Source organism: Povalibacter uvarum (genome assembly GCF_014202975.1).
Taxonomy (GTDB): Bacteria; Pseudomonadota; Gammaproteobacteria; order Steroidobacterales; family Steroidobacteraceae; genus Steroidobacter; species Steroidobacter uvarum.
In genome coordinates, this window is record NZ_JACHHZ010000002.1 from 1169852 (window position 1) to 1194820 (window position 24969).

The window sequence follows — 24969 nt, forward strand, 5'->3', positions numbered from 1 at the left end:
CGGATAGCGGATGGTGACCAGGAACGTCATCCCCGCGCACGCGGGGATCCATCCCGTAGACAAAGATGGATTCCCGCCTGCGCGGGAATGACAGGTTTCTACCGCTCCGCCACCTGCACCGTTCCCACCACCCGCGAATGACGCACGCTGCCGCTGCTGTCGGCGCCGACAGAGAAGTTGCCGCCGACGTCTTCGACGTTGATGTCGCCGGAGCTGTCGACGTCCACGCGCACATCGCGGTTGACGTTGCGAACAAAGATCTCGCCGGACGTGTCGTTGCGGATGTGCACGCTGCCAACCTGCACGATGCGGATGTCGCCGGAGCTGTCGATCGGAATGACGACGTCGCCCTTTACGCCTTCCACGTGGATATCGCCGGAGCTGTCAGAGAGCTTGAGGTTGCCCGCGACCTGTTCGATCTCGATATCGCCCGAGCTGTCCGTGACTTCGAGATCGCCCTGGATGTCTTCGATCTCCATTTCGCCGGAGCTGTCGGCGACGATCGCTGACCTCACTTTGTGCAGTTCCAGGTCGCCGCTCGAATCTTCGAGCTCGATCGGAATCGAATCGGGCAACGCGATCACGAGATCCATCGTGGCGTAGGTCGAGCCGAACCAGCTGCCATCCTTCATCTCCGGCATCAGGGTCTTCAGGTAGACGGTCTCGCCGTCGCGACGGGTCTCGAGCTGGATCTTGCCGAGCAGCTCTTCGTTCGAAGCACACGCCTCGCCCTTCGCCTCCACCTTGCTGCGCCCGGATTCGCCCCGGACCTTGAGATCGCCGGCACCGGTGCCGATCACGACGCGCCTGGCACCCGTCGTGTCGATGCTGGCCGAGCGGTCGGCTTTGTGTTTGCACCAGTCGTCCGCTTGCGCGACTGAAGTCAGGCTCAGGCCGGCCACGAGAATGGGCAGCAATCTGTTCATGAGGAGGTCCTTTCTTGGTCGAGGGGTCCAGGTTTTGGTTTGGATGCGGGAAAGGGGGCAAAGGTTGCGAGGAGGCAGCCAGCTAGCGACTAGCCAGATTCAGGAAGTCATAGGAGTCGGCGGCCCCGGCTTCTGCTGTGGGTCCGGCTTCAGCCGGACGTCATGCGAAGCATCCGTCTCCAGGCCTCGCAAGCGGCCTCTGGCTAATGGCTAGCCGGCTAGCCGGCTCCGCTTCAACGCCGCTATCACCACCCTCTGCAGCAGCCGCTCCCGGGTCGAGCGAGGGTTCGCCAGCTCCATCCGCACCAGGTAGGGCCGCCATTCGTCCGAGCCGTCCGCTGAGAGCATTTCACGGGCGACCGCGATTCGGCCGCCCCACGTCTCGGCCTCGGTCGCCAGCCCTTTCAGCGCCCGCGCAAGGACGAGTTCCTCCTCGGTGAAATCCGTGCCAAACGGCAGAGCTGCGAACAGACCGCGCTCGCGCCAGGGCGCGAAACGGGCTGCCAGGTTTTCCGGGGTGTTCGTGCGGGCCACGGGAGCGATCTGGAAGTCGGTTGGAAGTTTGCCCGCCCGCTGGGCCGCTGCGACGAAGGCTTCCTGGAAGCGTGCATCCATGACGCCGATCAGCGCTTCGACGACCTCGGCGTCGGTCTTGCCACGCAGATCGGCGATGCCGTACTCGGTGACGACGATATCGCGCAGGTGGCGCGGGATCGTCACGTGTCCGTAGCTCCACAGGATGTTCGACGACACGCGACCTTGCGCCGTGCGAGTTGCCCGCAGACACAGGATCGACCGGGCTTCCGGCAGCGCGTGCGCCATCGCGACGAAATTGTATTGTCCGCCGACGCCGCTCACGACGCGGCCGTCTTCGAGTCCATCGGAAACCGCGGCGCCGAGGCCGGTCACCATCATCGTCGTGTTCACGAAGCGGGCGTGGCGCCGCTGGGCGACCTTGAGCTCCCATTCATGGCCGTAGAGTTCGTTGACGAAGCTGATGCCTCTCATCGCGAACAGGCGGCGCTGCTCTGCCGCGAGCGCGCGCATGCCCGCGTAGAAGCCCTTCGGCCCGAAGAAGAAACCGGCGTCGACGAGCACACCGTTACGAAGTCGTTCGCCCAGGCAGGATTTCGCAATTGCGGCGCGATGTGCCGGATCATCGAAGCTCGCAGCGAGCAGCGCACCGTCGGGCGCGATGAGCATACCGCGCTCGTATTGCACGTCGTCACGGAACACCCCGACGTCACGCAGCTCGTTGAAGTCGACATACGACATGCGATTCATGCCGGCGGCGCTCAGTGCATCGAGAGTGCGCTGGCTGACCTTCTCGTCGATGTGCCCGTCATCGAGCAGACGTTGCAGTCGCGCACTCGGGTACACGCAGCGTTTCAGGATGCCGCTGCGATACAGATCCAGAAATCCGTCCACGAGCATTTCGGAGCAGCCGTACAGCCCGCGATCGAAAGGCGCGGTACCGCCTTCGGTTTCGATCAGGCGCCGATGACGTTCCAGAATGCCCGTGTTTTCTAGGATCTCTCGATACACGGCCGGCTGCTGGTGGCGCAGCTGCGCTGCATAAACGATGGCATCTCCCAGTTCGCCGATGCCGAGCTGCAGCGTGCCGCCGTCACGAAGCAGCGTGCTGACGTTCAGCGCGATCGCATGCTCGGTCGTCGGAATCGGCATGTTCGGCGGACAGAACAGCGGGAACTCCTGCTTCGCATCGTCGACCAGAAAGTCGAACGTATCCGAGGCCACGAGGGCATCCCCGTACGTGAACGGCAATTCGCGGTGCACCTGGCCGATGAGCACGAAGGGCTTGCCGCTCGCGCGCATCGCTGCGATCTGCGGCAGCAGATCGGCCGTCAGGTCCGGATTCGCGCCGAGACTCAGGATGCCTGCTGGCATTTCTCCCGCTGGCGGCGGCGCGACGAGCTGGGCAACGACATTCATTCCGCGCTTCAACGCATCGCGCGCAACGTGCGTGTAATTCGCGCTCAGATAATGTTGCTGCAGGTGCTCATTTCGCAGCCACGCGCCGGGCTCCAGAAAGAACTCGATCACTTCGATATTGCGGGGCAGGCGCTTGCGTTCGATCAGCTGCACGTATTCGAGCTCGGGATAATTGCCGAACACGCGCTTGGTGAAGGGTTCGAGGAGCCTGCGCTGCAACTCTCCGTGCGAGCGCGGCGCCCGCAGCGACAGCGCGGTGACGATCGTAAGACTCAAGGTCGGGTCGTTCACCGCGCGGCGAACGAATGCATTGACGACGGGATTGGGTTTGCCGATTCCGACAGGTAAGCCGAGCACGATCCGCTTGCCGACGCGGCTCAGCGTGGCTTCAACACAGGCGTCGGGGTCGGCAAAGCGGACAGGCGCGACTTGGTTCATGTCCCCAGGGTTCATGCACCCAGCGTTCCGGGCTTCGGGATTCTTTTCATCTTCTTCGCGAAAGCGGCCGTGGTCCTGTCGAGGACGACAGTACTACTGTTTCAGCAGCAGTGCGAATCGGATCTGGACTTCGTTGGCGACGGTCTCGGTGTCTTTCCACTCACCCTGGCCCACGCCGAAGTCGAGACGCTTCAAGGAGGCGCTGCCCTTGAGCCACGACTTGCCATCCTTGCTCTCGAATGTGAAATCGATGGGAACGGGACGCGACACGCCGCGCAGCGTCAGTTGTCCCGTCGCAGAGAATTTCCCTGCACCCTTGTCGGTGAACTTCTCAGCGATGTAATGCGCCGTCGGGAACTGCTTGGTATCGAACAGCTCCGAACCCTTGATCGTGTCGTCGCGTTCGCTGTCCCGCGTATTCACGGAGCCGGTTTCGATGCGGACGTCGAAGCGGCTGGTCGCGAGATCTTTCGGATCGAAGCGGATGTCGGCGGTGAACTTCTCGAACGCACCTTCGAACTGTGCGCCTGCCTGAGTGCCGACGAAGGCCAGCGTGCTCTCCTTCGGTTCCATCGTCCATTGCGTCGCGGCGAAGGCAACGCCGAGTGATGCGATGAGGAGCGACAAGGCAAAGATGCGTGAACGTGCGGTCATGGCGGCCTTTACTGCCTGGGCTTTACGGGAAGCATACGGCGCAGCAGGCCGTCGCGGTCGAGGAACTGGTGTTTCAGCGCAGCCAGAGCGTGAACGATCGCGATGACGACCAGCGTCTTCGCCACCAGCTCATGGGCGCCGTGGAAGAATTCATAGCGGGCCTTGTCGGGTTGCACGAGGTCCGGGAAAGTGAAGACGCCAAACCAGCTCACCGGGAAATTTCGCGCCGAGGACATCAGCCAGCCGAAAAGCGGCGTGATGAGGATGAGTGCGTACAGCGCGCCATGCGAAATGTGCGCTGCGACTCGCTGCCACGCGGGCATGCCAGAGGGCAACGGGGGCACCGGATTGACGAACCGCCAGAGCAATCGAACGACTGCCAGCATGAAAATCGTCATGCCGACGGATTTGTGCTGGGCCAGCACCGCGATCTTCGCCGGCCCCAGTGGCAGGCCATCCGCTTTTTCGGCGAGGATGACCTGGGTGATGATCAGCACGACGATCGACCAGTGGAACAACTGGGCGGCCACGCCGTAACGTACTGCGGTGTTTCTGATCTGCATTCGAGGCCTGCAACGAAGGCACCGGACCTGCAGTGTACGGCATTGCGCGGCGATGACCCATGTCGCAGGGGAGAGCCATGTCGAAGCGTGTCGGGAAATTGTCCGTTGGAAAGCTGGCGCAAGGCCTTGGTATTTGCGCCGTTGCTGTGTTGCTGACTGCTTGTCCTGCGCCGCCACGGCCTGCGCCGTCGGAAAAGCCGGTCGTTCCCGAGGTGCCGGGCAAGGACCTGCGCGGCGCGACGGTTTACAACGTGAACCCGCAGGCGTCCACAGTGCACATACTCGTTTATCGCGGCGGCACGCTCTCCCGGCTGGCTCATAACCACGTCATGACCGTTGCGAATCTGCAAGGGGAAATCTGGACGCACCCGACACTCACGCGCTCCGGTTTCGATCTGGCGTTCCCGGTCGGCGACCTCGTCATCGATGACTTGCGGGCGCGTCAGGCGGCGGGCAGTGATTTTTCTTCGGAGGTATCGCAATCGGATCGCGAGGGCACACGCAAGAATATGCTGCGCGCCGAAGTGCTGAACGGCGAACGTTATCCACGGATCTCTCTGCGATCCGTAACGGTAGGCGGGACCGCGCAGAAGCCGGAAGTGTCAGCGCGAATCACGATCCGCGATGCTTCCCACGACGTCGCCGTCAGGCCAACGGTCGCGATCGACGGAGCGCGAATCACCGTGTCAGGTGAATTCGACCTGCTGCAGACCGATTTCGGAATCAAACCCTTCAGCGCCGCGCTGGGGGCATTGCAGGTGCAGGATCGGGTGCACTTGAAGTTCAGCGTGGTCGGGCAGAAGAGGTAGCGCCATGGCCGGATTCGTTTGAACGTTGTGGGTCCGGCTGAAGCCGGACCCACAACAAGGGCCGGAGCCTGGCGCCTCGCCGCTTTATTCCGTGCCTTTCCCGGCACCAAGAATCTCATTGGCGATCGACGTCGCGCCGTACACATCGCGAAGTGCGGCGATGATGATGCGCGGGTGGACTGCGACCGCGCGATTCTTGCGCTCGTCGTACCAGTAGCTGCCGGCGATCGAGTGAATGTTGCCGTCGAAGGCGAGCCCTACGACCCGTCCTTTTGCGTCCACGACGGGGCTGCCGGAGTTGCCGCCGACGATGTCGTTCGTCGTCGTGTAGTTGAATGGCGTTTGCGGATCGAGTTTGCTGCGCGCGTCGAGCCACGCCTGCGGCAACGCGAAGGGATCCTTGCCCGTGGTGCGTTCGTAGAGGCGCGCCAGTGATGTGAACGGCACTACGTCCTCGCCTTTCTCGTTCCATCCTTCGACAGCACCGTAGCTCACGCGCAGCGTGAAGTTGGCATCCGGGTAGATATTCGTGCCGAGCGCTGCGAAGCGGGCTTTCGCAATGCGCTCCTGGCCCGAGGCGATAGGCGCCTGCACTTCATCTTCATAGATCTTGCGCAGTCCGCGTGCAGTGGTGTCGATTTCGCGGGCCAGCACGATCATCGGATCGCTCGACGCTGCGACCGCCGACGCGCCGCCTTCCCACAGAGTCTTGCGCAGCGCCGGATCGGCGAGCTTGCTGCCGCCGACCAGCTTCGTCGCCAATGAATCGGGCGATTCGCTGCCGAGCAACTGGCGCACGACGGGATCATCCGGGCCGAGGATCTCGCGCAGCTTGTCGAGCGAGAAGGACAGCGACATTTCCTCGAAGTCGTTGTGGATCGGTGTGCTCGCGAGCAGATTTCCTTCGATCTTCGGCAGGTTCGATTCCGCGTATTCGCGCAGGCGCTGCTCGTTGGGCTTCCCGCGTTCAGCGGCACCGCGCACCAGCTGGCGCGCGTAGGTGAACAGCTTGCTGGAGAAGCCCACGCCGCTTTCGAGATAGAGGTAACGATCGTAGATTTCGCGATAGCGCGTTTCGGCGTTGTCGATGTCGGTCCACGCCTTGGCTGCGCCGCCGGCAGCCCGCAACTGATCTTCCTGCTTGCGCTTGGCGTCGAACAGCGCATCGTCCAGCAGGGCGCGCTGGAAACCGCGATAGACCTTCAGCGAGTTTTCGACGTGCAGCAACGGGTCCTGACTGATGCGTGCGGGTTCGTCGCCGGTCTTCGACCACTGAATCAGGCGACCGCGATACTCCGTGTTGCGGATGACGTATGCGGGTACCGACGTGTCACGCTGGAACTGCAGTTGCGCGACCGTGTAGAGACGATTCGTGTTGCCCGGATGTCCGACGACGAAGACCGGTTCGTTCGCGGCCGGGCCTTCGGCGCGCCACGGGAGATGGTTCGGCGTTCGTGCGGGCTTGCCGTTCTCGTAAACGCGCAGCAGGCTGAAGTCGAGACACCAGCGCGGGAAGTTGAAGTTGTCGGGATCGCCGCCGAATGCCGCGATCGCTTCATGCGGCGCGAATACCAGGCGCACGTCGTCGTAACGCTTGTACTTGTAGAGGTGGTACTGGCCACCCTGGTACAGATTCACCGACTCGCAGGCCAGCGCGCCGTGAGGCGACTTCTTCGACGCCGCGGTGCATTCGGCTTCGAGGCGGCTCAGCGTCTGCTTCCGTATCGTATTTGCTTTCGCGTCGTCCAGGCCGGCGGTGGCTGCGTTCACCTTGTCCGTGACGTTCTCGGTCTCCATCAGCACGGAGATCATTTCGGTGGGGCATTTCTTCTCTTCGGAACGCTGGCGCGCGTGGAAGCCCTTGCCGAGCAGATCGTCGTCCTTGCTCGACAGATCGGCGAGGCATTCGACGACGCAGTGATGGTTCGTCAGGACCATGCCGTCCTTGGAGATGAACGAGCCCGTGCATCCCCCCTCGAGCCGGGTCGTCGCGCGCTGTACGCGCTGCAGCCAGGCCTCGTTGATGTCGACGTTGTATTTCTGTTTGACGGCGGCCTTCGGGAAATTGAACGTCGTCCACATGCCTTCGTCTGCCTGAGCAGCGGGCGAGAGGCCGGCGGCGAATACCATTGCTGTGACGAGAAGCGTGTGGGTCGTGCGTTGAGACATGCCTATCCCCGCGGGTTGAAAATGGAATCGGGCCGGCCTGCTGCGCCGCCCGAAGGATTCGCATAGAAGAAATCAGAAGTCGGATTGCATCAAGAGCAAACGGGTTCCTTCCGGCGCTTCCACGATGGCGTTGGTCGCGTCGTCCAGACTGTCCGGCATCTCGTCCGAGAGCTTCAAACCCCGTTCCTTCAGCCGCGCCAGGCGCTCGCGCATATCGGGGTCTTCGAAAGTGAGGACGGGCTGGCGCAAAGCCCGCGTCCGGTACAGCCCGAGATTGAGGTGATCGCTGGTGACCGGCGTCCGGGAAAACGGCTGCGATTCCTCATCCATCGCGACGAAGCCGAGGGGTTCCCAGAAAGCCCGACTCGCCGCGGCATCGCGCACCGGGATACCGAACTCGGTGAAGTAGCCGCACGTCGTAGCGATCTCCGCGTCGGTAGCCGGTGGCGAGAATGTGCGGGCCTCGACGAGGCTCACGCAGATGCCGCCTGGATCGGTGAACGCTGCCTGGTTGAAGACATCGGTGCCGAGACGCTCCTGATCGAACTGGATGCCTGCTTCGCGGAGCGCCTCGATGCTGCGAGAGAGTTGCGGCAGCACGAAGGTCAGTGCGGGCGAACGGATGTACGCACCATGCAAGCCGAGAAACAGCCGCCCGTCAGTGATGACTGCATAAGGGTAGGGCCAGGTCTCGCTCACACTCGTCTGCTGAAACCCCAATGATTCGTAAAACTCGAGCGACGCCTGGATATCCGGTGTGTGCACGCTGATTTCGAGGAAGCGGCCGAGCATGATCAGCGGCCCGCGCCGCCACGCACCGCGCGCGCTTTGCTCTGCGGATCCGCGACTTCCGACACCGGCCAGCCTTGCGCATGACGCAGGGTGAGGTCGGCGAGCAGCTGAACGTGGGCCGGCGTGGCGTTCAATGCAGGAATGTAGTCGTACGCTTCGCCGCCGTTCTCCAGGAAGGGCGCGCGATTGCGAATCTCGATTTCTTCGAGGGTTTCGAGGCAGTCCGTCGCGAAGCCGGGGCACACCACGCTGATGCGCTTCGGACCTTCTTTCGCGTACCGCAGCAAGAGCTCGTCGGTGTAGGGGCGCAGCCATTCCTCCCGGCCGACCTGCGATTGGAAACTCACGCTCCAGTCGCCTTCGGCGAGGCCGAGACGCTCGCTGACCAATCGAGCCGTCTTCAGGCACTGGCAGTGATAGGGATCGCCTGCGAGCAGGTAGCTGCGAGGCACGCCATGGAATGAGAACAGCAAGTGCTTGCGCCCGTGCGTCTGCCAATGCGCCTGAATGCTTGCGGCGAGGGCGGCGATGTATGCGCCGTCATCGTGGTACTGGGTGATGAACCGGAATTCGGGCAGCCAGCGAAAGCGCTGCAGTGTCCGGGTGACGCGGTCGAAGACGGACGCTGTCGTCGTGCCCGAGTACTGGGGATAGAGCGGCAGCACGATGAGACGGCGAACTCCTTCGCGATGCATTCGTTCGAGCGTTCCGGGAATGTCGGGCGAGCCGTAGCTCATGCCGAGGCCGACGACGACTCTTCCCTGTCCCAGCCGTTCGGTGAGTTCCTTCTCGAGACCTACGGCGAGCGCCTTGGTGTGCAGCAGAAGGGGAGAGCCCTGCGGGGTCCAGATTTGCTGGTACGCGTGCGCGCTCTTGCTCGGTCGAATACGCAGGATCACGCCGTGGAGGATCAGCCACCAGAGCCAGCGGGGTGATTCGATGACGCGGGCGTCCCAGAGGAACTCCGCGAGAAAGCGCCGCACGTCGCCAGGGCTGGGAGAGTCGGGCGTGCCCAGATTGACCAGCAGGACGCCGGTACGGGGCGCGGAGGCGTGGTCGAAGTCTGACAGGCCGAGGTAATCGGGCATGAGGAACGCGGTCGTGGTCGAGGCGCCGTAGTCTGGCGTAACGGCTCCCGCAAGTCATGACCGCCCAAAAAAACGAACCCCGCACTAGGCGGGGTTCGTGGGGAGCTTTGAGAAGCTTCTGGCTTACTTGGCGGCCTTCCGGCGGCGGGCGGTCAGGCCCACGCCGAGGAGTCCGAGACCGAGCAGCGCCAGCGTTGCGGGTTCCGGAACGGCTGCTGCTGCAGCGTAGCCGTTGGCAACCAGGCTCGAGCCGCCGAAGATGAAGTCGCCGAACACGGAGGTGATGGTCACGCTCAGTGTGCCGAAGGCGTTCAGTTCGAGCAGGCCGGCAATCGACCAGCCCTGGTAGGCGTCGTTGCCGAAGTTGAAGACGACGCGGTCGCCGAGCACGCCCGGGATGTCGACGAAGGCGGCTTCGAGGTCGTACCACTTGTCAGCGGCATCGTCATACAGGTCGATGCTCAGCAGGAAGTCCGTGACCACATCCGTGCCGACGCGGAAGCCGTCGAGCGTGATGTCGTGCGAGTAGTCCAGCGACTTGCCGGCGGTGAGCGTCTGTCCACCCGCCACGCTGCTGTCCCAGGTAGCCGGGATGTAGGACGCGTTGGCGACGCCGGAGAACCCTACGACGGCGGCCAGTGCGATGAGAATCTTCTGAAGGGACATGTTTCGTTGCTCCCCAAGGCCAGACAAGAACAGGAAAAAGGGCGTTGGCTTTGTTGTCCTGTAAGAGTGCAACGAGCGTGCCGTTCCTGGAATTATCTTTAAATTCATAAGCTTGAAAAAATCGCATGACGTTCGTAGTCGGACGGCTGTAATGACCCCCGACAGGCGACATAACACACCAAAGGCACTTCCACACCGGGTCGATGAAAGGTCAGTGAGGGAGTTTTCCGGCCTTTGTCGCTTTACTCAGTAGGACACGCGTGCGGTGACATGGACCACCTCACAAGGACCCGAATGGTTCGGGGCATGCAAACGGGCAGGGATGCCCTTCAGATTTTTCAGGTGCCAGCCGGCCGAGCCCACGATTCGCTACTGCCCCCCTCCCCGGGATCGTGATGCTCTGTCGGACGGCATGTTGCCTTCACCCCAATGCTGTGGGGTTCGGGCAGCTGCCTGGGACGGCGGTCGGTTGTGACGGATGCGCTACCGCCCAAGCGTTTCCCGGCACTTCCGGCCGCCTCCGCTTTAGGAGAAGCGGTTGCCGGTTAGCGGTTGGCGGTTAGTTCAGAAACGGAACATTAACCCGGTCGCTACCGCTCCAGGATTGCTGTTACGCCCATGCCGCCGGCGGTGCAGATCGAGATCAGACCGCGGCCCTTTCCTCGTTGAGCCAATAATTTTGCCAGTGTTGCCACGATTCGCGCGCCCGTCGCTGCGAAGGGATGGCCGATCGCCACGCTGCCGCCCTTCAGATTCATCTTGCTGCGGTCGATCGGGCCCAGCGGCTCGCTGAGGCCCAGCCGCTCGCGGCAGAACTGCGGCGATTCCCACGCCTTCAGCGTACAGAGCACCTGCGCTTCGAAAGCCTCGTGGATTTCATACACATCGAAGTCCTGCAGGCGCAGGCCCGCGTCGCTGAGCATGCGCGGCACCGCGTACGCGGGCGCCATCAGCAATCCTTCCTTGTTGACGAAATCGACGGCAGCGACCTTGCCGTACGTGAGATACGCGAGCACTGGCAGGCCGCGGCTGCGCGCCCAGTCTTCGCTGGCGAGAAGCACTGCCGAAGCGCCGTCCGTCATCGGTGTCGAATTGCCGGCGGTCAAAGTGCCGGTCGCATCGAACGAGGGCTTGAGCTTCGCGAGCTTTTCGATCGACGTGTCGCGACGCACGTTGTTGTCGCGCTTCAGTCCGGCGAACTCGACGATCAGGTCATCGTAAAACCCTTCGTCGTACGCAGCTGCAGCCTTGAGATGACTGTGCAGTGCGAGCTGGTCCTGCTCTTCGCGCGAGATCTGCCAAGTCTTCGCCATCTGTTCGCAACTCTGTCCCATCGACAAACCCGTGCGCGGCTCGCTCACGCCCGGCAATTGCGGTTTGAAGTGTTTCGGACGCACGCCGAACCAGGGCCCGATGCGTTCGCCGAGACTTCTTCCGCGGGCGCTCGCGAGCAGCAGCTTGCGATAAGAATCCGGATAGACGATCGGCACATCGCTCGCGGTATCGACGCCGGCCGCGATCGCGGAATCGATCTGGCCCGCGGCGATCTTGAGTCCCAGGATGATCGCCGTCTCGAGGCTCGTGCCGCACGCGCGCTGCAGGTCGAATGCGGGTGTTTCCGGAGCGAGGCCGCTGCCCAGCACGGCCTCACGCGTGAGATTGAAATCGCGCGAATGCTTGAGCACCGCGCCTGCGCCGACATCGCCGAGCGTCTCGCCTTTGAGCTGATAACGATCGACCACTCCGCGCAATGCTGCTGTCAGCATGTCCTGGTTGCTGGCCTGTGCGTACGCGCCCATCGAGCGGGCGAAGGGGATGCGCATGCCGCCGATGATGGCGACCCGTCGAGGGGAAGATCCGACAATCATGCGAGCCTCGCTATGAGAGAATCGGCGGGCTGAGAAGAATGCCGCGCCGTTTTGGCCGGGTCAAAGCTTGATCCCGATGTCTACCCCTCCCACTCGCGCGCAGATCGTTGCGGACGCCGCTTCCATCGCGCGTCTGGGCGGTCCGTTGCTCATCAACAATCTTGCCGCGGCGGGTATGTCGTTCACCGACACGGTCATGGCCGGACAGCTCGGCGCGCGGGATCTTGCTGGTCTTGCCATCGGCGCTGCCTGGTACAACCTGTTCCTCTTCATCGGAATGGGTCTCTTCATGGCCGTCTCGCCTGCAGTCGCGCATGCGTACGGCGCAGAGGATCCGCGTCGCGTCACTCGCTACATGAGGCAATCCTGGTGGCTCGCGTTGGTGACAGCCTGCGTGCTGGTCGCGGGCATGTGGCAAGCGCGCTGGTTCCTGCCGATGATCGGCATCACCCCGGACATTCTGCCGGTCGCAATCGGGTATGCAGAAGCCATCAGCTGGGGATTGCCAGGGATGCTCGCGTTCTTTTCGCTGCGGTATGTCAGCGAGGGCATCGGGCACACGCGGCCCATCATGTTCATCGCAAGTGCCGCGCTCGTCTTCAACGTGTTCGCAAACTGGGTTTTCATGTACGGGAAATTCGGGATGCCCAAACTCGGAGCGGTCGGCTGCGGAGTCGCATCCGCGATTGCGATGTGGCTGATGTTTGGCGCCATGTGCTGGTACGTGAAGTGGCAGAAGCTGTACCGACCGTACGCGTTCTTCGATCGGATCGATCGGCCGGAGCTGCGAACGCTCGGCGAACTTCTGCGCCTCGGCGTCCCGATCTCCGGCAGCATCCTCGCCGAGGGCGGCCTGTTCGTGGCTGCGGCGTTGTTGATGGGCTCGATGGGGGCAGTGACGGCGAGCGCGCATCAGATCGCACTCAACTACGCGAGCTTCATGTTCATGATCCCGCTGGCGATCAGTTCTGCCACGACCATCCATGTAGGGCACACGATCGGGCGCGGCGAGATTGCTCATGCCCGCAGCGCTGGATTCACGGGAATCGGCATGTGTTCCATCGTGATGGCGATCTCCGCCTGCTTCATGGTGCTGTTGAACGACCAGATCGCGTCGCTCTATACGCGCGATGTGGTCGTGCGCGATCTGGCCGCCACGCTTTTGCTGGCTGCTGCCGTGTTCCAGATTTCCGACGGCGTGCAAGTGGGGGCTGCAGGCGCGCTGCGAGGATTCAAGGACACCGCGATTCCCATGGCGCTTTGCTGGTTCTCCTACTGGGCCGTGGGATTTTCGCTCGCGTACGTGATGGGTGTCGTGCGCGGGGGCGGGCCTGTGCTGGTCTGGGCTGGTCTGATCGCCGGGCTCGCCGTATGTTCGGTGTTGCTGGTCACGCGCTACACGAGCATCACGAAATCACGCGTCCGCGCGGCGACGGATCACTCGTCATTTGTGCGATAGCCGTAGCCGAGCGTCTCGATTTCTTCGACGAGGCCGTCGACGAACCGCACGCGCCGCATCAATTTGTACGGCCCGAAGTTGTACGTCCAGACTTCGACCGGCACTTCGACCATCGCATCGCCGTAGTAATAGTAGCGGCCGTTGAGGAAGTACGAAGGCCGACGCAGGATCGAACGCGACTGCACATCGCTGGGTTCACCGCAGAGATCGCGCACCGCGCTGATCGTGTCGCCATCGCTGATCAGGCGGCTGCCGCAGCGCATCGCATCGGCGAAGGCCGATGGGCTGATGAGCAGTGCAAGGACGATCAGAGTACGCATGAACGGGATCGTGTGACTGCCGTGATGAACGAAAGATGAAGGCAAACCGATCAGTTCTGCCCAGCCAATTGGCCTCGCGCCTCAGGCCTCGAGCCTCCCCCCAATACAGTTCTCATAGAGCCGCGCAAACTTCTCGACGCTCATCGGCAGCGGATTACCGCCCGTCGACGGATCGTCGAATGCCTGGGGAGCGAAGGCGGCAGCGTGCTCCGGACGAACGCCGATGTCGGCCAGCGTCCGCGGAATCTCGATCATCTGTCGCAGCTCGAGAATCCACTCCATCACGCCGTCGAAAGAATGTTTGCGAAGACCAAGGAATGCGGCGAGCCGCACCATCTTGTCCTCGATGGCCTGCCGATTCCACGCCAGCACGTAAGGCATGACGACTGCGTTCGTGAGACCGTGATGAGTGTTGAGATTCGCGGAACACGGATGACTCAGGCTGTGCATTGCACCGAGACCCTTCTGGAATGCGGTCGCGCCCATCGATGACGCCACCATCATGTGGGAACGGGCTTCGAGATTGCTGCCTTCCTTCACGGCGACGGGCAGCCATTCCTTGATGAGCCGCATGCCTTCGACGGCTATGCCTTCCGCCATCGGATGATAGAAGGGCGAGCAGTAGGCTTCGAGATTGTGTGACAGCGCATCCATGCCGACGGCCGCTGTCACCTTCGGCGGCAGCCCGAGCGTGAGCTGCGGATCGGCGATCACGAGGGCGGGCTGCATCTTCGGATGAAAGATGATCTTCTTCGTGTGATCGCGCACGTCGGTGATCACCGAGGCGCGGCCTACTTCGGAGCCCGTGCCCGAAGTCGTCGGTACAGCGACCGTCGGCGCGATTCCGGCGACGTTCACGCGGGTGAACCAGTCTTCGCGATCTTCGAAATCCCAGATCGGACGCGACTGCCCGACCATCAGGGCGATGGCCTTGCCTGCATCGAGTGCGCTGCCGCCGCCGAACGCGATGACGCCGTCATAGCCGCGCTGGTGATAGAGCGCGACGCCCGCTGTGATGTTCGCTTCGACCGGATTCGCCTGAACCGATGAAAACACTTCGCACGGCAGTCCGGCCTGCCGGCACCGCTCGACGGCGTCGGCGATCATGGGCAGCGCGGCCAGCCCCGGGTCCGTGACCAGCAGAGGCTTGCGAATGCCGAGCGTCTTGCAGGCGTCCGGGAGTTCAGCGATGCGACCCGCGCCGAAGCGGATCGATGTCGGGTAGTTCCAGTTGCTTCGCAGGGTGGTCATGGCGCGCAGCCTCGGATCACGTTCGGGTTCGCAGGTGAAATGACTTCGGTCGCGTGAGATGTTCGTAGCCGACGACGGACAGCGTGCAGCCACGGCCCGAATCCTTCACGCCCACCCATGCGAGCGCGGGATCGAGATAGTCGCAACGATTCATGAAGAATGTACCCGTCTCGATGCGATCTGCGATCGACAGCGCAGCGTCCGTGTCGGCGGTCCAGATCGCGGCGGTAAGCCCGAACACAGTGTCATTCATCAGCGCGACGGCTTCTTCGTCCGACCTCACCCGCATGATCCCCGCGACGGGCCCGAAGATTTCCTCGCGCATCACCGGCATCGAGTGATCGACGTCGAGCAGAACTTGCGGCGCGATATACGCGGTGCCGGGAGCGCTTGCAGGGAACTCGGATTCTTCGAGGATCGGCGTGGCTCCCGCTGATACGGAAGCAGCGATCTGCTTGCGGATCGCGTCGGCTGCGGCGGGCCGCACAACCGGGCCGAGCGTCGTCTCCTGCTGCAACGGATTGCCGACGACGTACTTGCGGGTGAGGTCGATGTAGCCTTCGACGAAAGTGTCATACACATGATCGTGGACGTAGATTCGCTGCAATCCGCAGCACGACTGACCGCTGTTGAAGTAGGCGCCGTCGACGACGTTTTCGATTGCGTGCGCGACGTCGGCATCGTGACGTACGTAGACGGGATCGCAGCCGCCCAGTTCGAGTCCGGTGCCGATGAAACGTTCGGATGCGGCGCGCTGTACGGCATGTCCGCCGGCAACGGAGCCGGTGAACGCTACGAAATCCACGCGTGCATCGCCGATCGTTCGCTCCGTGTCCGCGTGACTCATGTGTACGGCCTGGAAAACACCTTCCGGCACACCGGCTTCCCGCAGGCATTGTTCGAATCGCTCGGCGCACAGCGGTGTCTGAGCCGAGTGCTTGAGGATCACGGTATTGCCCGCCATCAGCGCCGGAACGATGCTGTTCACTGCAATGAGATACGGGTAATTCCAGGCGGCGATGGTGAAGACGACGCCGAGCGGCTCACGTCGCAGGAAGCGTCTGAAGTTTTCCTTCGGCCCCGCGTCGATATCGGCAAGCGCGGTGGGCGCGATCGCAATCATGTGTCGCGCCCGCTCGAGCGTGCCGCGCACTTCGTTCGGCGAATACCGGATCGGCCGGCCCATCTGCCACGTCAGTTCGAGCGCGATCTCGTCCCGCTTGGCTTCGAAGAGGTCACAGAAGCGGCTGAGCAGCACAGCGCGCGCCGCGATCGGCGTCGATCGCCATTCACGCTGCGCCCTCTTCGCGAGCGCGAGTGCAGCGTCTATTTGTTGCGGCGTCGCGAGCGGGCGTTCGGCGTAGACGCTGTTGTCGATGGGGGAAAGGGTGACGAGCATAGCGGTTGGCGGTTAGCGGTTGGCGGTTGGTTCAGAGGCGCGCTGCGCGCCATAGGATCGGAGGGGTCGGCGGTTCGCGAGGGGAGCTCTCGGTCTCAACCGGAGCTACCACGCCTCCGATCTTGCCAACCGCCAACCGCCAACCGCTAACCGCTTCCCTCCTACTAGATAATCTCAAAGTAGCGCGCCAGTTCCCAATCCGTAATGTGCTTGCGGAACTCCCGTTCCTCCCACTCGCGCGTTGCAGCGAAATGATCGACGAAGGCATCGCCGAACCATTCGCGGGCCATTTTCGACTTCTTCAGTCTCTGCGCGGCATCCCACAGCGTCCGCGGCAGGGCCAGGCGCTCGGGGAATTTCCGGTCGTAGGCGTTGCCCTCGATCAGCGGTTCCGGCTCGACACGGTTCTCGATGCCCCACAGACCTGACGCGAGTGCCGCGGAAAGAATGATGTAGGGATTGGAGTCGGCAGCGGCGACGCGATACTCGACACGTTGCGATTTGGGGCTGCCCGGAATGATGCGCAGCGCGCATGTGCGGTTCTCGACACCCACCGTCGAATCCGTGGGTGCCCAGAAGCCCGGGATCAATCGTGTGTACGAATTGATCGTCGGTGCGACCATCGCCAGGAGCTCTGGCATCAGCTTCTGCAAGCCGCCGACAAAGTGCCGCATCGTTTCGCTCATCGAGTGAGGCTGTGCGGGATCGTGGAAGACCGGCTTGCCATCCGGGCCCTTGAGCGACAGATGAATGTGTCCGCTCTGGCCCGGCCAGTCGCGCGACCACTTGGCCATGAACGTTGCCATCATGTTGTTGCGTTGCGCGAGGATCTTGATGAAGGTCTTGAACAACGCGGCCTTGTCGGCCGCCAGCAGCGCTTTGTCGAAGGTGATGGCCGCCTCGATCACGCCCGGCCCGGTCTCCTCGTGCAGGCCTTCGAGACCGAAGTCCATGGCCTCGCATGTCGCGAGCAGCTCACGATAGAAATCCGACTCGACGGTGTTGCGGATGACCGAGTACCCGAACCAGCCAGGCGCCATCGGCTTGAGATTGCGATAGTGCTTCTCGCGCGCCGATTCCGGTGTCTCGTCGAAGAAGAACACTTCGTACTCGAACCCGGTGTAAGCCTCATAGCCTTTCGATTTCGCTCGATCCAGGACACGCCGCAGCAGCCCTCGCGGGCAGATCTGGTCGGCCGGTGCAGCGAACTCGCTCAGGAAGAACAGCCCGTTGTTCTCGAACGGCAGCACGCGACAGGACTCCGGAATGAGGCGCACCGGGGCGTCGGGATATCCGGTGTGCCAGCCCGTGAACTTCACGTTGTCGTAGAGCTGATCCTGGCAATCCCAGCCGAGCACGACATCGCAGAAGCCGTAGCCGCTTTCGAGCGCGGAAAGGAACTTCGCGCGCGATATGTACTTGCCGCGCAAGATTCCGTCGATATCGAACACGCCGACTTTGACGTGCGTGGCATCGAGCTGCTCGACGATCGCTTTGGCGTCGGCAACGGTTTTGACTTGTCTGGGTTCGAGCATAGGGACCTGAAGCGGTTAGCGGTTGGCGGTTAGCGGTTGGTCAGTCATCCCCGCGAAAGCGGGGATCCATGCCTTTTGTGCGGATGGATTCCCGCGTGCGCGGGAATGACAACTGTGCCTACACCTTCGTCGTCCCATAGCCTTCCTTCTCGGGATGGCCATGCTGTCCGCCGGTGATGGCGAACTCTTCCTCGGGCGAGAGCACGAGCTTGTGTCGTCCGATCAGCGCGAAGTAGATGATGCCGGCGACATACCACGCGAGTGCCGCATAGACGCCTTCTCGGTACAGGGGATCCTGCAGCTGGTAGTACAGAGTGACGAGCGCGATGAGTACTGTCAGCGATGCACCCGGAACGCCGAGCGGGCTGCGATAGGGGCGTTCGATGTTCGGGAATTTCTTGCGCAGGAGAATGAACGAGACGCCCTGGAAGGCGTACGAGATCATCGCGCCGAACACCGCCATGTTGAGCAGCGTTGCACCGATCTTCGCGCCGCCTTTCTCGGCGCCGAGCGCGAACCACACAGCAAGGATCACAGCGAGCCCGATGCCGGCGCCTGTGAACAATGCGATGTGCGGCGTCTTGCGAACGCCATGCGTGAGCGACATCGCCGCGGGGTAGTAGCCGGCGCGCGACAGTGAGTAGATCTGTCTGCCGAACGCGAAGATGATCGTGTGGAAGCTGGCGATCAAGCCGATGATGGCAAGCAGCGCGAGCGTGAGTGCGATGTCGTCGCCGTAGATGACGCGGAATCCATCCAGCAGCGGCTCGGCGGACGTCGCCAGCGAGAACGAACCGTGCATGCGGCCTTCTTCGAGTCCGCCGATCGATGCGTTGAGGAACATGATCATCAGCGCGGAGAAGATGAGCGTGAAGAGACCGAAGATCAGGCCCTTCGGCATGTCCTTCTTCGGATCGACGGATTCTTCCGCGGCAAGCGGCAGCTCTTCGATCGCGAGGAACAGCCAGACCGCGAAGGGCAGGGCCGCCAGCACGCCCATCCATCCCTTGGGCAGGAATTCACCGTTGCCCTCAGGCAGCTCGACGAGCGCGCCGTCCGGGCCGACGGCGATGTTCAACGCCCAGCGTGAGAAGTCCGCGTAGGGAATCGCGCTGACCCAGAACACCGCGAGTACAGCGAGCGCGAGCAACGTCACGACGACCGACACTTTGAACGAGAGCGATACGCCCCAGTAGTTCAGTGCGACGAACAGCACGTAGCAGCCGATCCACCACAATGGCTGGAAGTTCTTCGCGGTCTCGAAGCCGATGGCTTCGAGAATGCCGGTGACGTAGGACCCGATGAAGAACACGATGACCGCGGGCGTCATGATGTATTCGATACTTTCCGCCAGCCCGGTGATGAAGCCTCCCCAGGGACCCATCGCACTGCGCGCGAACGAATAGGCACCGCCCGTGTGCGGCAGCGCGGGCGACATCTCGGCGAGACTGAAGATCAGGCCGAGGTACATGACGGCGATGATGATCGCCGCGATGAAGAGGCCGCCCCAGCCGCCGGCGCCGATGCCGAAGTTCCAGCCCGAGAAGTGACCCGAGATGACGGCGCCCACACCGAGCGCCCAGAGGGACCAGACGCGCGCGTGTCGTTTCAGTCCGCGCTTTTCGAAATATTCCTTGCCGGCATTCTGATAAGTCACACTGCCGACGGTCTTCGTGTCAGTCATGCGATTCTCCCCGACGTTGTTGTAGTTGATGGCGCGACCGCGGACGAGTACGTGCGATGGGCGGGCGGAGATGAAGCATCAGCGAGAACGCTGTGCGCGACTTTCCGCTGTTCGATCAGTCACGAATCACGATTCGTCGATCACTTCGCCTGCGCAATATACGCCCATCGCCAGACGAACCTCACACGTTCGCGAGCGAGCCTGCGTGGACTAAGCAAGAGATGTGCCGGGACCCCGACGAAGGCCGGTGGCTCAGTCAGCGATGCGGGCGCCGGATCTTTGTGAACGGCAGCTTCGAAGGATCGGCCGTGTTCGGTCCCGGGGCTTCGACGACCAGGACCCGGCTTGCGATGGGGCCGAAGTCCGCGCGGAAATGCACCGAGCTCTTCAGCGCGAGCACCGAGAATTCCGCGGGTTCAGCACCGAGATGGCGGAACATTGCCTGGTCGGCCGCCTGCTGTTTGCGGCTCGCGACGACGATGAAGACGTCGCCGGTTCGAAGCAGCGCCATGGGTCCCAGCTCCATCCGGGACCCGAGATAGAACGGGCCGGTCGCGACGAATCGACCGTCACCGAGCGCGGCCACGGTGAACCGGTCGCGAATCGGCGTTTCGCCGGCAACACCCCCGCTGTCGCCGAAGAATGCACCGACTTCAAGCTCGATCGTGGCGCCGATGCCCGCTTCGTGCGCGCGGCCCGCAGCCTGCGGATCGCAGATCACACCGGCAAGCACGCGCGATACACGCCGTTCAATAAGTGCTTTCAGCAGGGACGTCGTGCTGGCTGTGCCGCCGCCGCCCGGGTTGTCCTGTGTGTCGGCGAGGATGAGCGGCCGGCCGCGAGGCGCGGGTGCACGTGAGACCTCGCGCAGAACGTCATCGATCGAGAATACTTCGAGTGCGAATTCGTGTTCGCATTGAATGACGCGCTCCGTGATTCGCTCGACTGCGTCAGCGAGACGCGCGGGCTCAGAGCCGTAACCGAAGATCGATGGGCCGCATTCGGCGACGTCGGCGGCCGGAAAACCGGGCGTGAAGTTCAGCGAGTAGGCTGACGGGTTTTCTTCGCGCGCGACTTCTTCAAAGATCGAGGCCAGCGGCTCGATCAGCGTGCACTGCGAAGTGAGGGGAATGAGGAACGGCGGCTGGCGCATCGATCGCACAACAGCGTTCCCGCGAATCCGGGCTAGGCAACGCATCGCCCGCTCGCCGGTCGCAGCCATGTCGACATGCGGATAGGTACGATACGCGACGAGTGCGCTCGCCTGCTCCAGCATCTGCTCGGAGACGTTGGCGTGGAAGTCGAGACTCGCGATGACGGGCAGCTCTGGGCCGACGAGTGATCTGATCCGGCGCAGCAGCTCGCCATCACCGTCGTCGATGTGCTCCGCGACCATCGCGCCATGCAGGTCGAGATAGACCGCATCGAGATGACGTTGTGCGCGCAGATCGTCGATCAGCAACTGTGCGACGTGCTCGTAGGCTTCGCGCGTCACGCGCCCTGACGGAGTAGCAGAGCACCAGGTGAGCGGAACGATCGTGTGGCCGCCGGCATGTGCTTCGTCGATGAAGCCGGCTGCGGGGAGGTTGATGCCGCGAACCGCGTCGAGAAGCTCCGGCCCGCGCGTCAATCCCGGCCACGCATCGGGCGCAATGAAATCGGCGAGTGTCGCCGGCTGCGGTGCGAACGTGTTCGTTTCGTGCTGGAAGCCGCCGACGGCGATGCGCATGGCGGTCATGCCGCTGGAGCGATCGGATGCCGTTCCATACGACCGGATGGACTCCCGCTTGCGCGGGAGTGACGGAGCGCACTCACAAGCCGCTTGCCTTCGCAGGCTGCGCGAGCCCGGTCTCGACCGGCGCGGAAGCAATCTGATTGCGGCCGAGGCACTTCGCCCGATAGAGCGCTTTGTCCGCAGCGCGCAGCAGTTCCTCCGCTGTGGCAATCATCGGCGGCGCGACCGTTGCAACACCGCCGCTGATCGTTACGCGGCCAGTCGAATGCGCCGCAGCGTACGGAATGGCCTGGCGCCAGATACGACGCCGCAATCGCTCGGCATAGAGCGCCGCGCGACGCGCATCGACACCGGGCAGAACGACTGCGAACTCTTCGCCGCCGTAGCGCGCCACGAAGTCACCGCCGCGACGGAAGGTTTCGTTCAACGTCTGCGCTACCTGGCGCAGCACCTCGTCGCCATGAGCGTGACCGTAGGTATCGTTGAAGCGCTTGAACTCGTCGAGGTCGAGGAAGATCAGCGAAAGCGGCTGCTCATCGCGGCGCGTGCGGCGCAATTCGCGTTCGAGCGAGCGATCGAAGTGGCGGCGATTGGCAACGCCGGTGAGTGCATCGATCGTGACCAGCCGGCGCAGCCGCTGGTTGGCGGTTTCGAGCGTGATGCGAAGCTGTGTCAGCTCTTCGTTACGAGCTTCGAGCGCCTGGGTTCGCTGCCGTACCCGTTCCTCGAGCTCGCGCTGCGCCGATTCGAGCTGGGCTTCGATGCGGCGCCGTTCGAGCAGCTCGGTTTCGAGCGCAGCGGTCCGGCGCGCGATCCGGGCGTTGGTCCGCCACAGATGCACGATGCCCACGATGGCAACGAGCGCGAGCGCCGTGACGGCGATCCAGCCGGATGCCATCGACGAGTCGGTCAGTGCTGCAACCGCCGATCCCATTGCTGCATGCAACCTCGTTCACGCGGAAAGGATGCCGGACACCCGGATGCGATGGCGCAGCTGCCGAGGACGCGAGGCTCGTCTGTGTTTGGACGATTGGCGTCGCGCGTCTGAATGTAGGCAGTTGAACTTCGGGAAACCAGGATGAACGGGCACTATCAGACCACACTGGAGCGGGGGGTGGTATGGGTCGGAACGGCCCATTCATGGGGCGATCCGCAAGTCTTTTCTCAAACGTCGGCTTGACGCCCCTGATCCGCCTGAGGAAACTTCCCCGGCCATGAATCGGTCCGCGCCTGCCTCCCCGTCCCATTTCGCGAGCTTCGCGGACTTCTATCCGTTTTATTTGTCGGAGCATCGGCATCCTGTATCGCGACGGCTACATTTTTTCGGTACGGCGATCGTGCTGACGGTCCCGTTCATCGCGTTCGCCGTCGGCAATCCGTGGGTGCTCTTCGCCATTCCGGTGGCGGGCTACGGATTTGCGTGGATCGGTCATTTCTTCTTCGAAGGAAACCGGCCGGCAACGTTCGCGCATCCGTTCTACAGCCTGGCCGCTGACTTCGTCCTGTTCCGCGACATCCTCGTGGGACGCATCCGCTTCTAGATCAACCCCTCATGAGTGCCCCCGGCATCGATCGCGCCTTCGAGCGGCGCCTGGCTTCGCTCGTCAACACGCGCGAACGCGGCGTTCTTCAGGGCGGCTTGAAGGGAGTGGAAAAGGAATCGCTGCGCGTCCAGCCGGACGGCAAGCTCGCGCGCACGTCGCATCCGGCCTCGCTCGGTTCGGCGCTGACGCACGAAACCATCACGATGGATTATTCCGAGGCGCTGATCGAACTGGTCACGCCTGCGTTCCGCGAGTCGTGGGAGACGCTGCAGTTTCTCTGCGACCTGCATCAGTTCGTATATCGCCACATGGGCGATGAGCTGCTCTGGGCGACAAGCATGCCGTGCAACATCGCGGGGGACGACAGCATCCCGGTGGCTCGTTTCGGCACCTCCAACATCGGGAGGATGAAAGAGGTCTACCGGGTCGGCCTCGGTTATCGCTATGGCCGCATGATGCAGGCGATCTCGGGCGTGCACTTCAACTATTCGTTCCCCGCGAAGCTCTGGCCGGTGCTGGCAGACGTGCTGCAGGAACGCGATGCGGGCAAGGATTTCGTCTCCGACCGTTACTTCTCGCTGCTGCGCAACTATCGCCGCTACGGCTGGCTGGTTCTCTATCTGTTCGGCAACTCGCCGGCGTTGTGCTCGTCGTTCGTGAAAGGTCGCGAGCATTCGTTGCAGCAGTTCAGTCCGGGCACGCTGTACGAGCCTTACGCGACGTCGCTGCGCATGTCGGACCTTGGTTATCGCAACAAGAGCCAGGCCGGCGTCCGCATTTCAGTGAACAGCCTGAACGACTACATCCGCGATCTGAACGCCGCCGTCAGCACGCCGCATCCCGAATACGAAAGGATCGGCGTGAAGGTCGACGGCGAGTATCGCCAGCTCAACGCCAACCTGCTGCAGATCGAGAACGAGTACTACAGCTACATCCGGCCGAAGCGCGTCACGCGATCCGGTGAGCATCCGACACAGGCGTTGAAGCGCGGTGGTGTGGAGTACGTGGAGTTCCGGGCGCTGGATGTCAGCGCCTACGATCCTGTGGGCGTGAATCAGCACAAGCTGCGCTTCCTCGAGGCGTTCGCGGCGCTGTGCGTTCTCAAGGACAGCCCGCCGATCGATGCCGGCGAGGAGAGCACGTTCGACAGCAACCACGTGGTCGTGGCGCATCGCGGGCGCGACCCCGAACTGCAACTGAACCGTAACGGCCGGCCTGTAAATTTTGCAGCATGGGCGCTGGAACTCATCGACTCGATGCGCGGGATCTGCGAGTTGCTCGACGAGGGCAACGATCAGCGTCCGTACACCGCGGCGCTGGAGCTTCAGGAAGCGAAGGTGCGGGACGTCGCGCTGACGCCGTCGGCCAGGACGCTGCAGGAACTACGTTCGACGGGAGAATCGTTCGCGCAGATGGCTTTGCGCATGTCGAACCTGCACAAGAACTACTTCCTCGACCTGTATCCGCCGAACGAGCAGCGGCTCGCGGAGTTCGCGACGCAGGCGCAGGAGTCGCTGGAGCAGCAGGCGGCGATCGAACGCGCGGATACGATGACGTTCGACCAATATCTTTCGAAATATTTTCAGCGTTAGAGTCGTCAGCGCTGAAACAACGCCCCAGCGAGAAGCGTTGTCTCGTCCAGTCGACGCCGCTCTTGACGACATAATCTCCGGTTCCTCGACGCGATGCGCGAAAACTTGAGGCGCACGCGTCGCAACATTGGATTCACCCTCACGTCAGGTTCGAAAAGTGAGACGTGCGCACTCCGGGAAAGACGTAGGACTCCTACACTACTTTCGGAAAGTCGAACCTCAGGGACGAGAGAGCCCATTGACGTGTTTATGAGCAGCAGCCAAGAAATCGTTACCCATCAGCTTCTGAACGTCGCAGCGGCGGCCAATGCCGACCAGCTGAGCGACGGGCAGCCCAAAGTGACTGCAACAGAAACTGCGACGGGCTGGGATGCCTACGAAGTGTGGCGTCGCTTCATCAAGGAAGCGCGCGACCGTCGTGAGTCCACTCATCGCAACGATGTCGCTCCGAAGTGAGCACTCCGAAGTGATCGTGCCTGGCCGAGAGCGCCAGCACCTCCTCCCCGCAAGACAAGACAAGACAA

At 62.8% G+C, this 24969-nt stretch carries 20 protein-coding genes and 1 pseudogene; 5 read left to right on the forward strand and 16 right to left on the reverse strand.

The genetic code is table 11. The features are described 5' to 3' along the window. Positions 1-98: 98 nt before the first annotated feature. From HNQ60_RS11350 to HNQ60_RS11365, 4 genes are all read right to left on the reverse strand, one after another. Positions 99-926: a DUF4097 family beta strand repeat-containing protein gene (locus HNQ60_RS11350; protein ID WP_184331713.1), complete on the reverse strand. Its 828-nt coding sequence runs from the start codon at positions 924-926 to the stop codon at positions 99-101. A gap of 210 nt (positions 927-1136) precedes the next feature. Continuing rightward, on the reverse strand, positions 1137-3317 hold the full coding sequence (locus tag HNQ60_RS11355) for an acetyl-CoA hydrolase/transferase C-terminal domain-containing protein (RefSeq protein WP_184331715.1): 2181 nt from the start codon (positions 3315-3317) through the stop codon (positions 1137-1139). Positions 3318-3410: 93 nt separating this feature from the next. Then, entirely contained in the window at positions 3411-3971 is a 561-nt protein-coding gene (locus HNQ60_RS11360; RefSeq protein WP_184331717.1) for a YceI family protein, read from the reverse strand. 8 nt (positions 3972-3979) lie between these two features. Then, entirely contained in the window at positions 3980-4534 is a 555-nt protein-coding gene (locus HNQ60_RS11365) for a cytochrome b (RefSeq protein ID WP_184331719.1), read from the reverse strand. Positions 4535-4611: 77 nt separating this feature from the next. Here HNQ60_RS11365 and HNQ60_RS11370 point away from each other — a divergent pair, with 77 nt between their 5' ends. Further along, positions 4612-5343, forward strand: coding sequence for a YceI family protein (locus tag HNQ60_RS11370; RefSeq protein WP_184331721.1), 732 nt, complete (start codon positions 4612-4614; stop codon positions 5341-5343). An 84-nt stretch (positions 5344-5427) separates the two neighbouring features. Here the strand turns inward: HNQ60_RS11370 and HNQ60_RS11375 are convergent, their stop codons facing one another. The 5 genes and pseudogenes from HNQ60_RS11375 to HNQ60_RS11395 form a co-directional block, all read right to left on the reverse strand. Continuing rightward, positions 5428-7512: a S46 family peptidase gene (locus HNQ60_RS11375; RefSeq protein WP_246433502.1), complete on the reverse strand. Its 2085-nt coding sequence runs from the start codon at positions 7510-7512 to the stop codon at positions 5428-5430. A gap of 72 nt (positions 7513-7584) precedes the next feature. Continuing rightward, positions 7585-8304 carry a VOC family protein gene (locus tag HNQ60_RS11380; protein WP_184331723.1) on the reverse strand — a complete coding sequence of 240 codons (720 nt, stop codon included), beginning with the start codon at positions 8302-8304 and terminating at the stop codon, positions 7585-7587. A 2-nt stretch (positions 8305-8306) separates the two neighbouring features. After that, entirely contained in the window at positions 8307-9392 is a 1086-nt protein-coding gene (gene hemH / locus HNQ60_RS11385; protein WP_184331725.1) for a ferrochelatase, read from the reverse strand. 123 nt (positions 9393-9515) lie between these two features. After that, positions 9516-9611: pseudogene (locus HNQ60_RS28295) on the reverse strand (PEP-CTERM sorting domain-containing protein); the annotation flags it as partial. 1037 nt (positions 9612-10648) lie between these two features. Beyond that, a complete protein-coding gene (locus HNQ60_RS11395; RefSeq protein ID WP_184331729.1) occupies positions 10649-11926 on the reverse strand; it encodes an acetyl-CoA C-acetyltransferase in 1278 nt (425 codons plus the stop codon). 76 nt (positions 11927-12002) lie between these two features. Here HNQ60_RS11395 and HNQ60_RS11400 point away from each other — a divergent pair, with 76 nt between their 5' ends. After that, a complete protein-coding gene (locus HNQ60_RS11400) occupies positions 12003-13385 on the forward strand; it encodes an MATE family efflux transporter (protein WP_184331731.1) in 1383 nt (460 codons plus the stop codon). Here HNQ60_RS11400 and HNQ60_RS11405 read toward each other — a convergent pair. The 7 genes from HNQ60_RS11405 to HNQ60_RS11435 all read right to left on the reverse strand — a co-directional run bounded on the left by HNQ60_RS11405 (position 13364) and on the right by HNQ60_RS11435 (position 22243). Continuing rightward, positions 13364-13705 carry a DUF2845 domain-containing protein gene (locus HNQ60_RS11405; RefSeq protein ID WP_184331734.1) on the reverse strand — a complete coding sequence of 114 codons (342 nt, stop codon included), beginning with the start codon at positions 13703-13705 and terminating at the stop codon, positions 13364-13366. The two genes, HNQ60_RS11400 and HNQ60_RS11405, sit on opposite strands and share 22 nt — an antisense overlap. Before the next feature lie 81 nt (positions 13706-13786). Beyond that, entirely contained in the window at positions 13787-14956 is a 1170-nt protein-coding gene (locus HNQ60_RS11410) for an iron-containing alcohol dehydrogenase (RefSeq protein WP_184331736.1), read from the reverse strand. Positions 14957-14972: 16 nt separating this feature from the next. Further along, a complete protein-coding gene (locus tag HNQ60_RS11415) occupies positions 14973-16355 on the reverse strand; it encodes an aldehyde dehydrogenase family protein (RefSeq protein ID WP_184331738.1) in 1383 nt (460 codons plus the stop codon). 164 nt (positions 16356-16519) lie between these two features. Further along, entirely contained in the window at positions 16520-17890 is a 1371-nt protein-coding gene (locus HNQ60_RS11420) for a glutamine synthetase family protein (protein WP_184331740.1), read from the reverse strand. A 118-nt stretch (positions 17891-18008) separates the two neighbouring features. Further along, positions 18009-19574 carry an amino acid permease gene (locus HNQ60_RS11425; RefSeq protein ID WP_184331742.1) on the reverse strand — a complete coding sequence of 522 codons (1566 nt, stop codon included), beginning with the start codon at positions 19572-19574 and terminating at the stop codon, positions 18009-18011. Between the two features lie 256 nt (positions 19575-19830). Next, entirely contained in the window at positions 19831-21312 is a 1482-nt protein-coding gene (locus HNQ60_RS11430) for a M81 family metallopeptidase (RefSeq protein ID WP_184331744.1), read from the reverse strand. A gap of 73 nt (positions 21313-21385) precedes the next feature. Then, complete coding sequence (locus HNQ60_RS11435; protein WP_184331747.1) at positions 21386-22243, reverse strand: diguanylate cyclase domain-containing protein; 858 nt, start codon at positions 22241-22243, stop codon at positions 21386-21388. 280 nt (positions 22244-22523) lie between these two features. On the opposite strand from HNQ60_RS11435, the gene HNQ60_RS11440 reads away from it, so the two are divergent. The 3 genes from HNQ60_RS11440 (at position 22524) to HNQ60_RS11450 (ending at position 24901) form a co-directional block, all read left to right on the forward strand. Next, complete coding sequence (locus HNQ60_RS11440; protein WP_184331749.1) at positions 22524-22850, forward strand: DUF962 domain-containing protein; 327 nt, start codon at positions 22524-22526, stop codon at positions 22848-22850. A gap of 11 nt (positions 22851-22861) precedes the next feature. Then, positions 22862-24445, forward strand: coding sequence for a glutamate--cysteine ligase (gene gshA, locus HNQ60_RS11445; protein WP_184331751.1), 1584 nt, complete (start codon positions 22862-22864; stop codon positions 24443-24445). Between the two features lie 249 nt (positions 24446-24694). After that, positions 24695-24901, forward strand: coding sequence for a hypothetical protein (locus tag HNQ60_RS11450; RefSeq protein WP_184331753.1), 207 nt, complete (start codon positions 24695-24697; stop codon positions 24899-24901). Positions 24902-24969 lie beyond the last annotated feature (68 nt).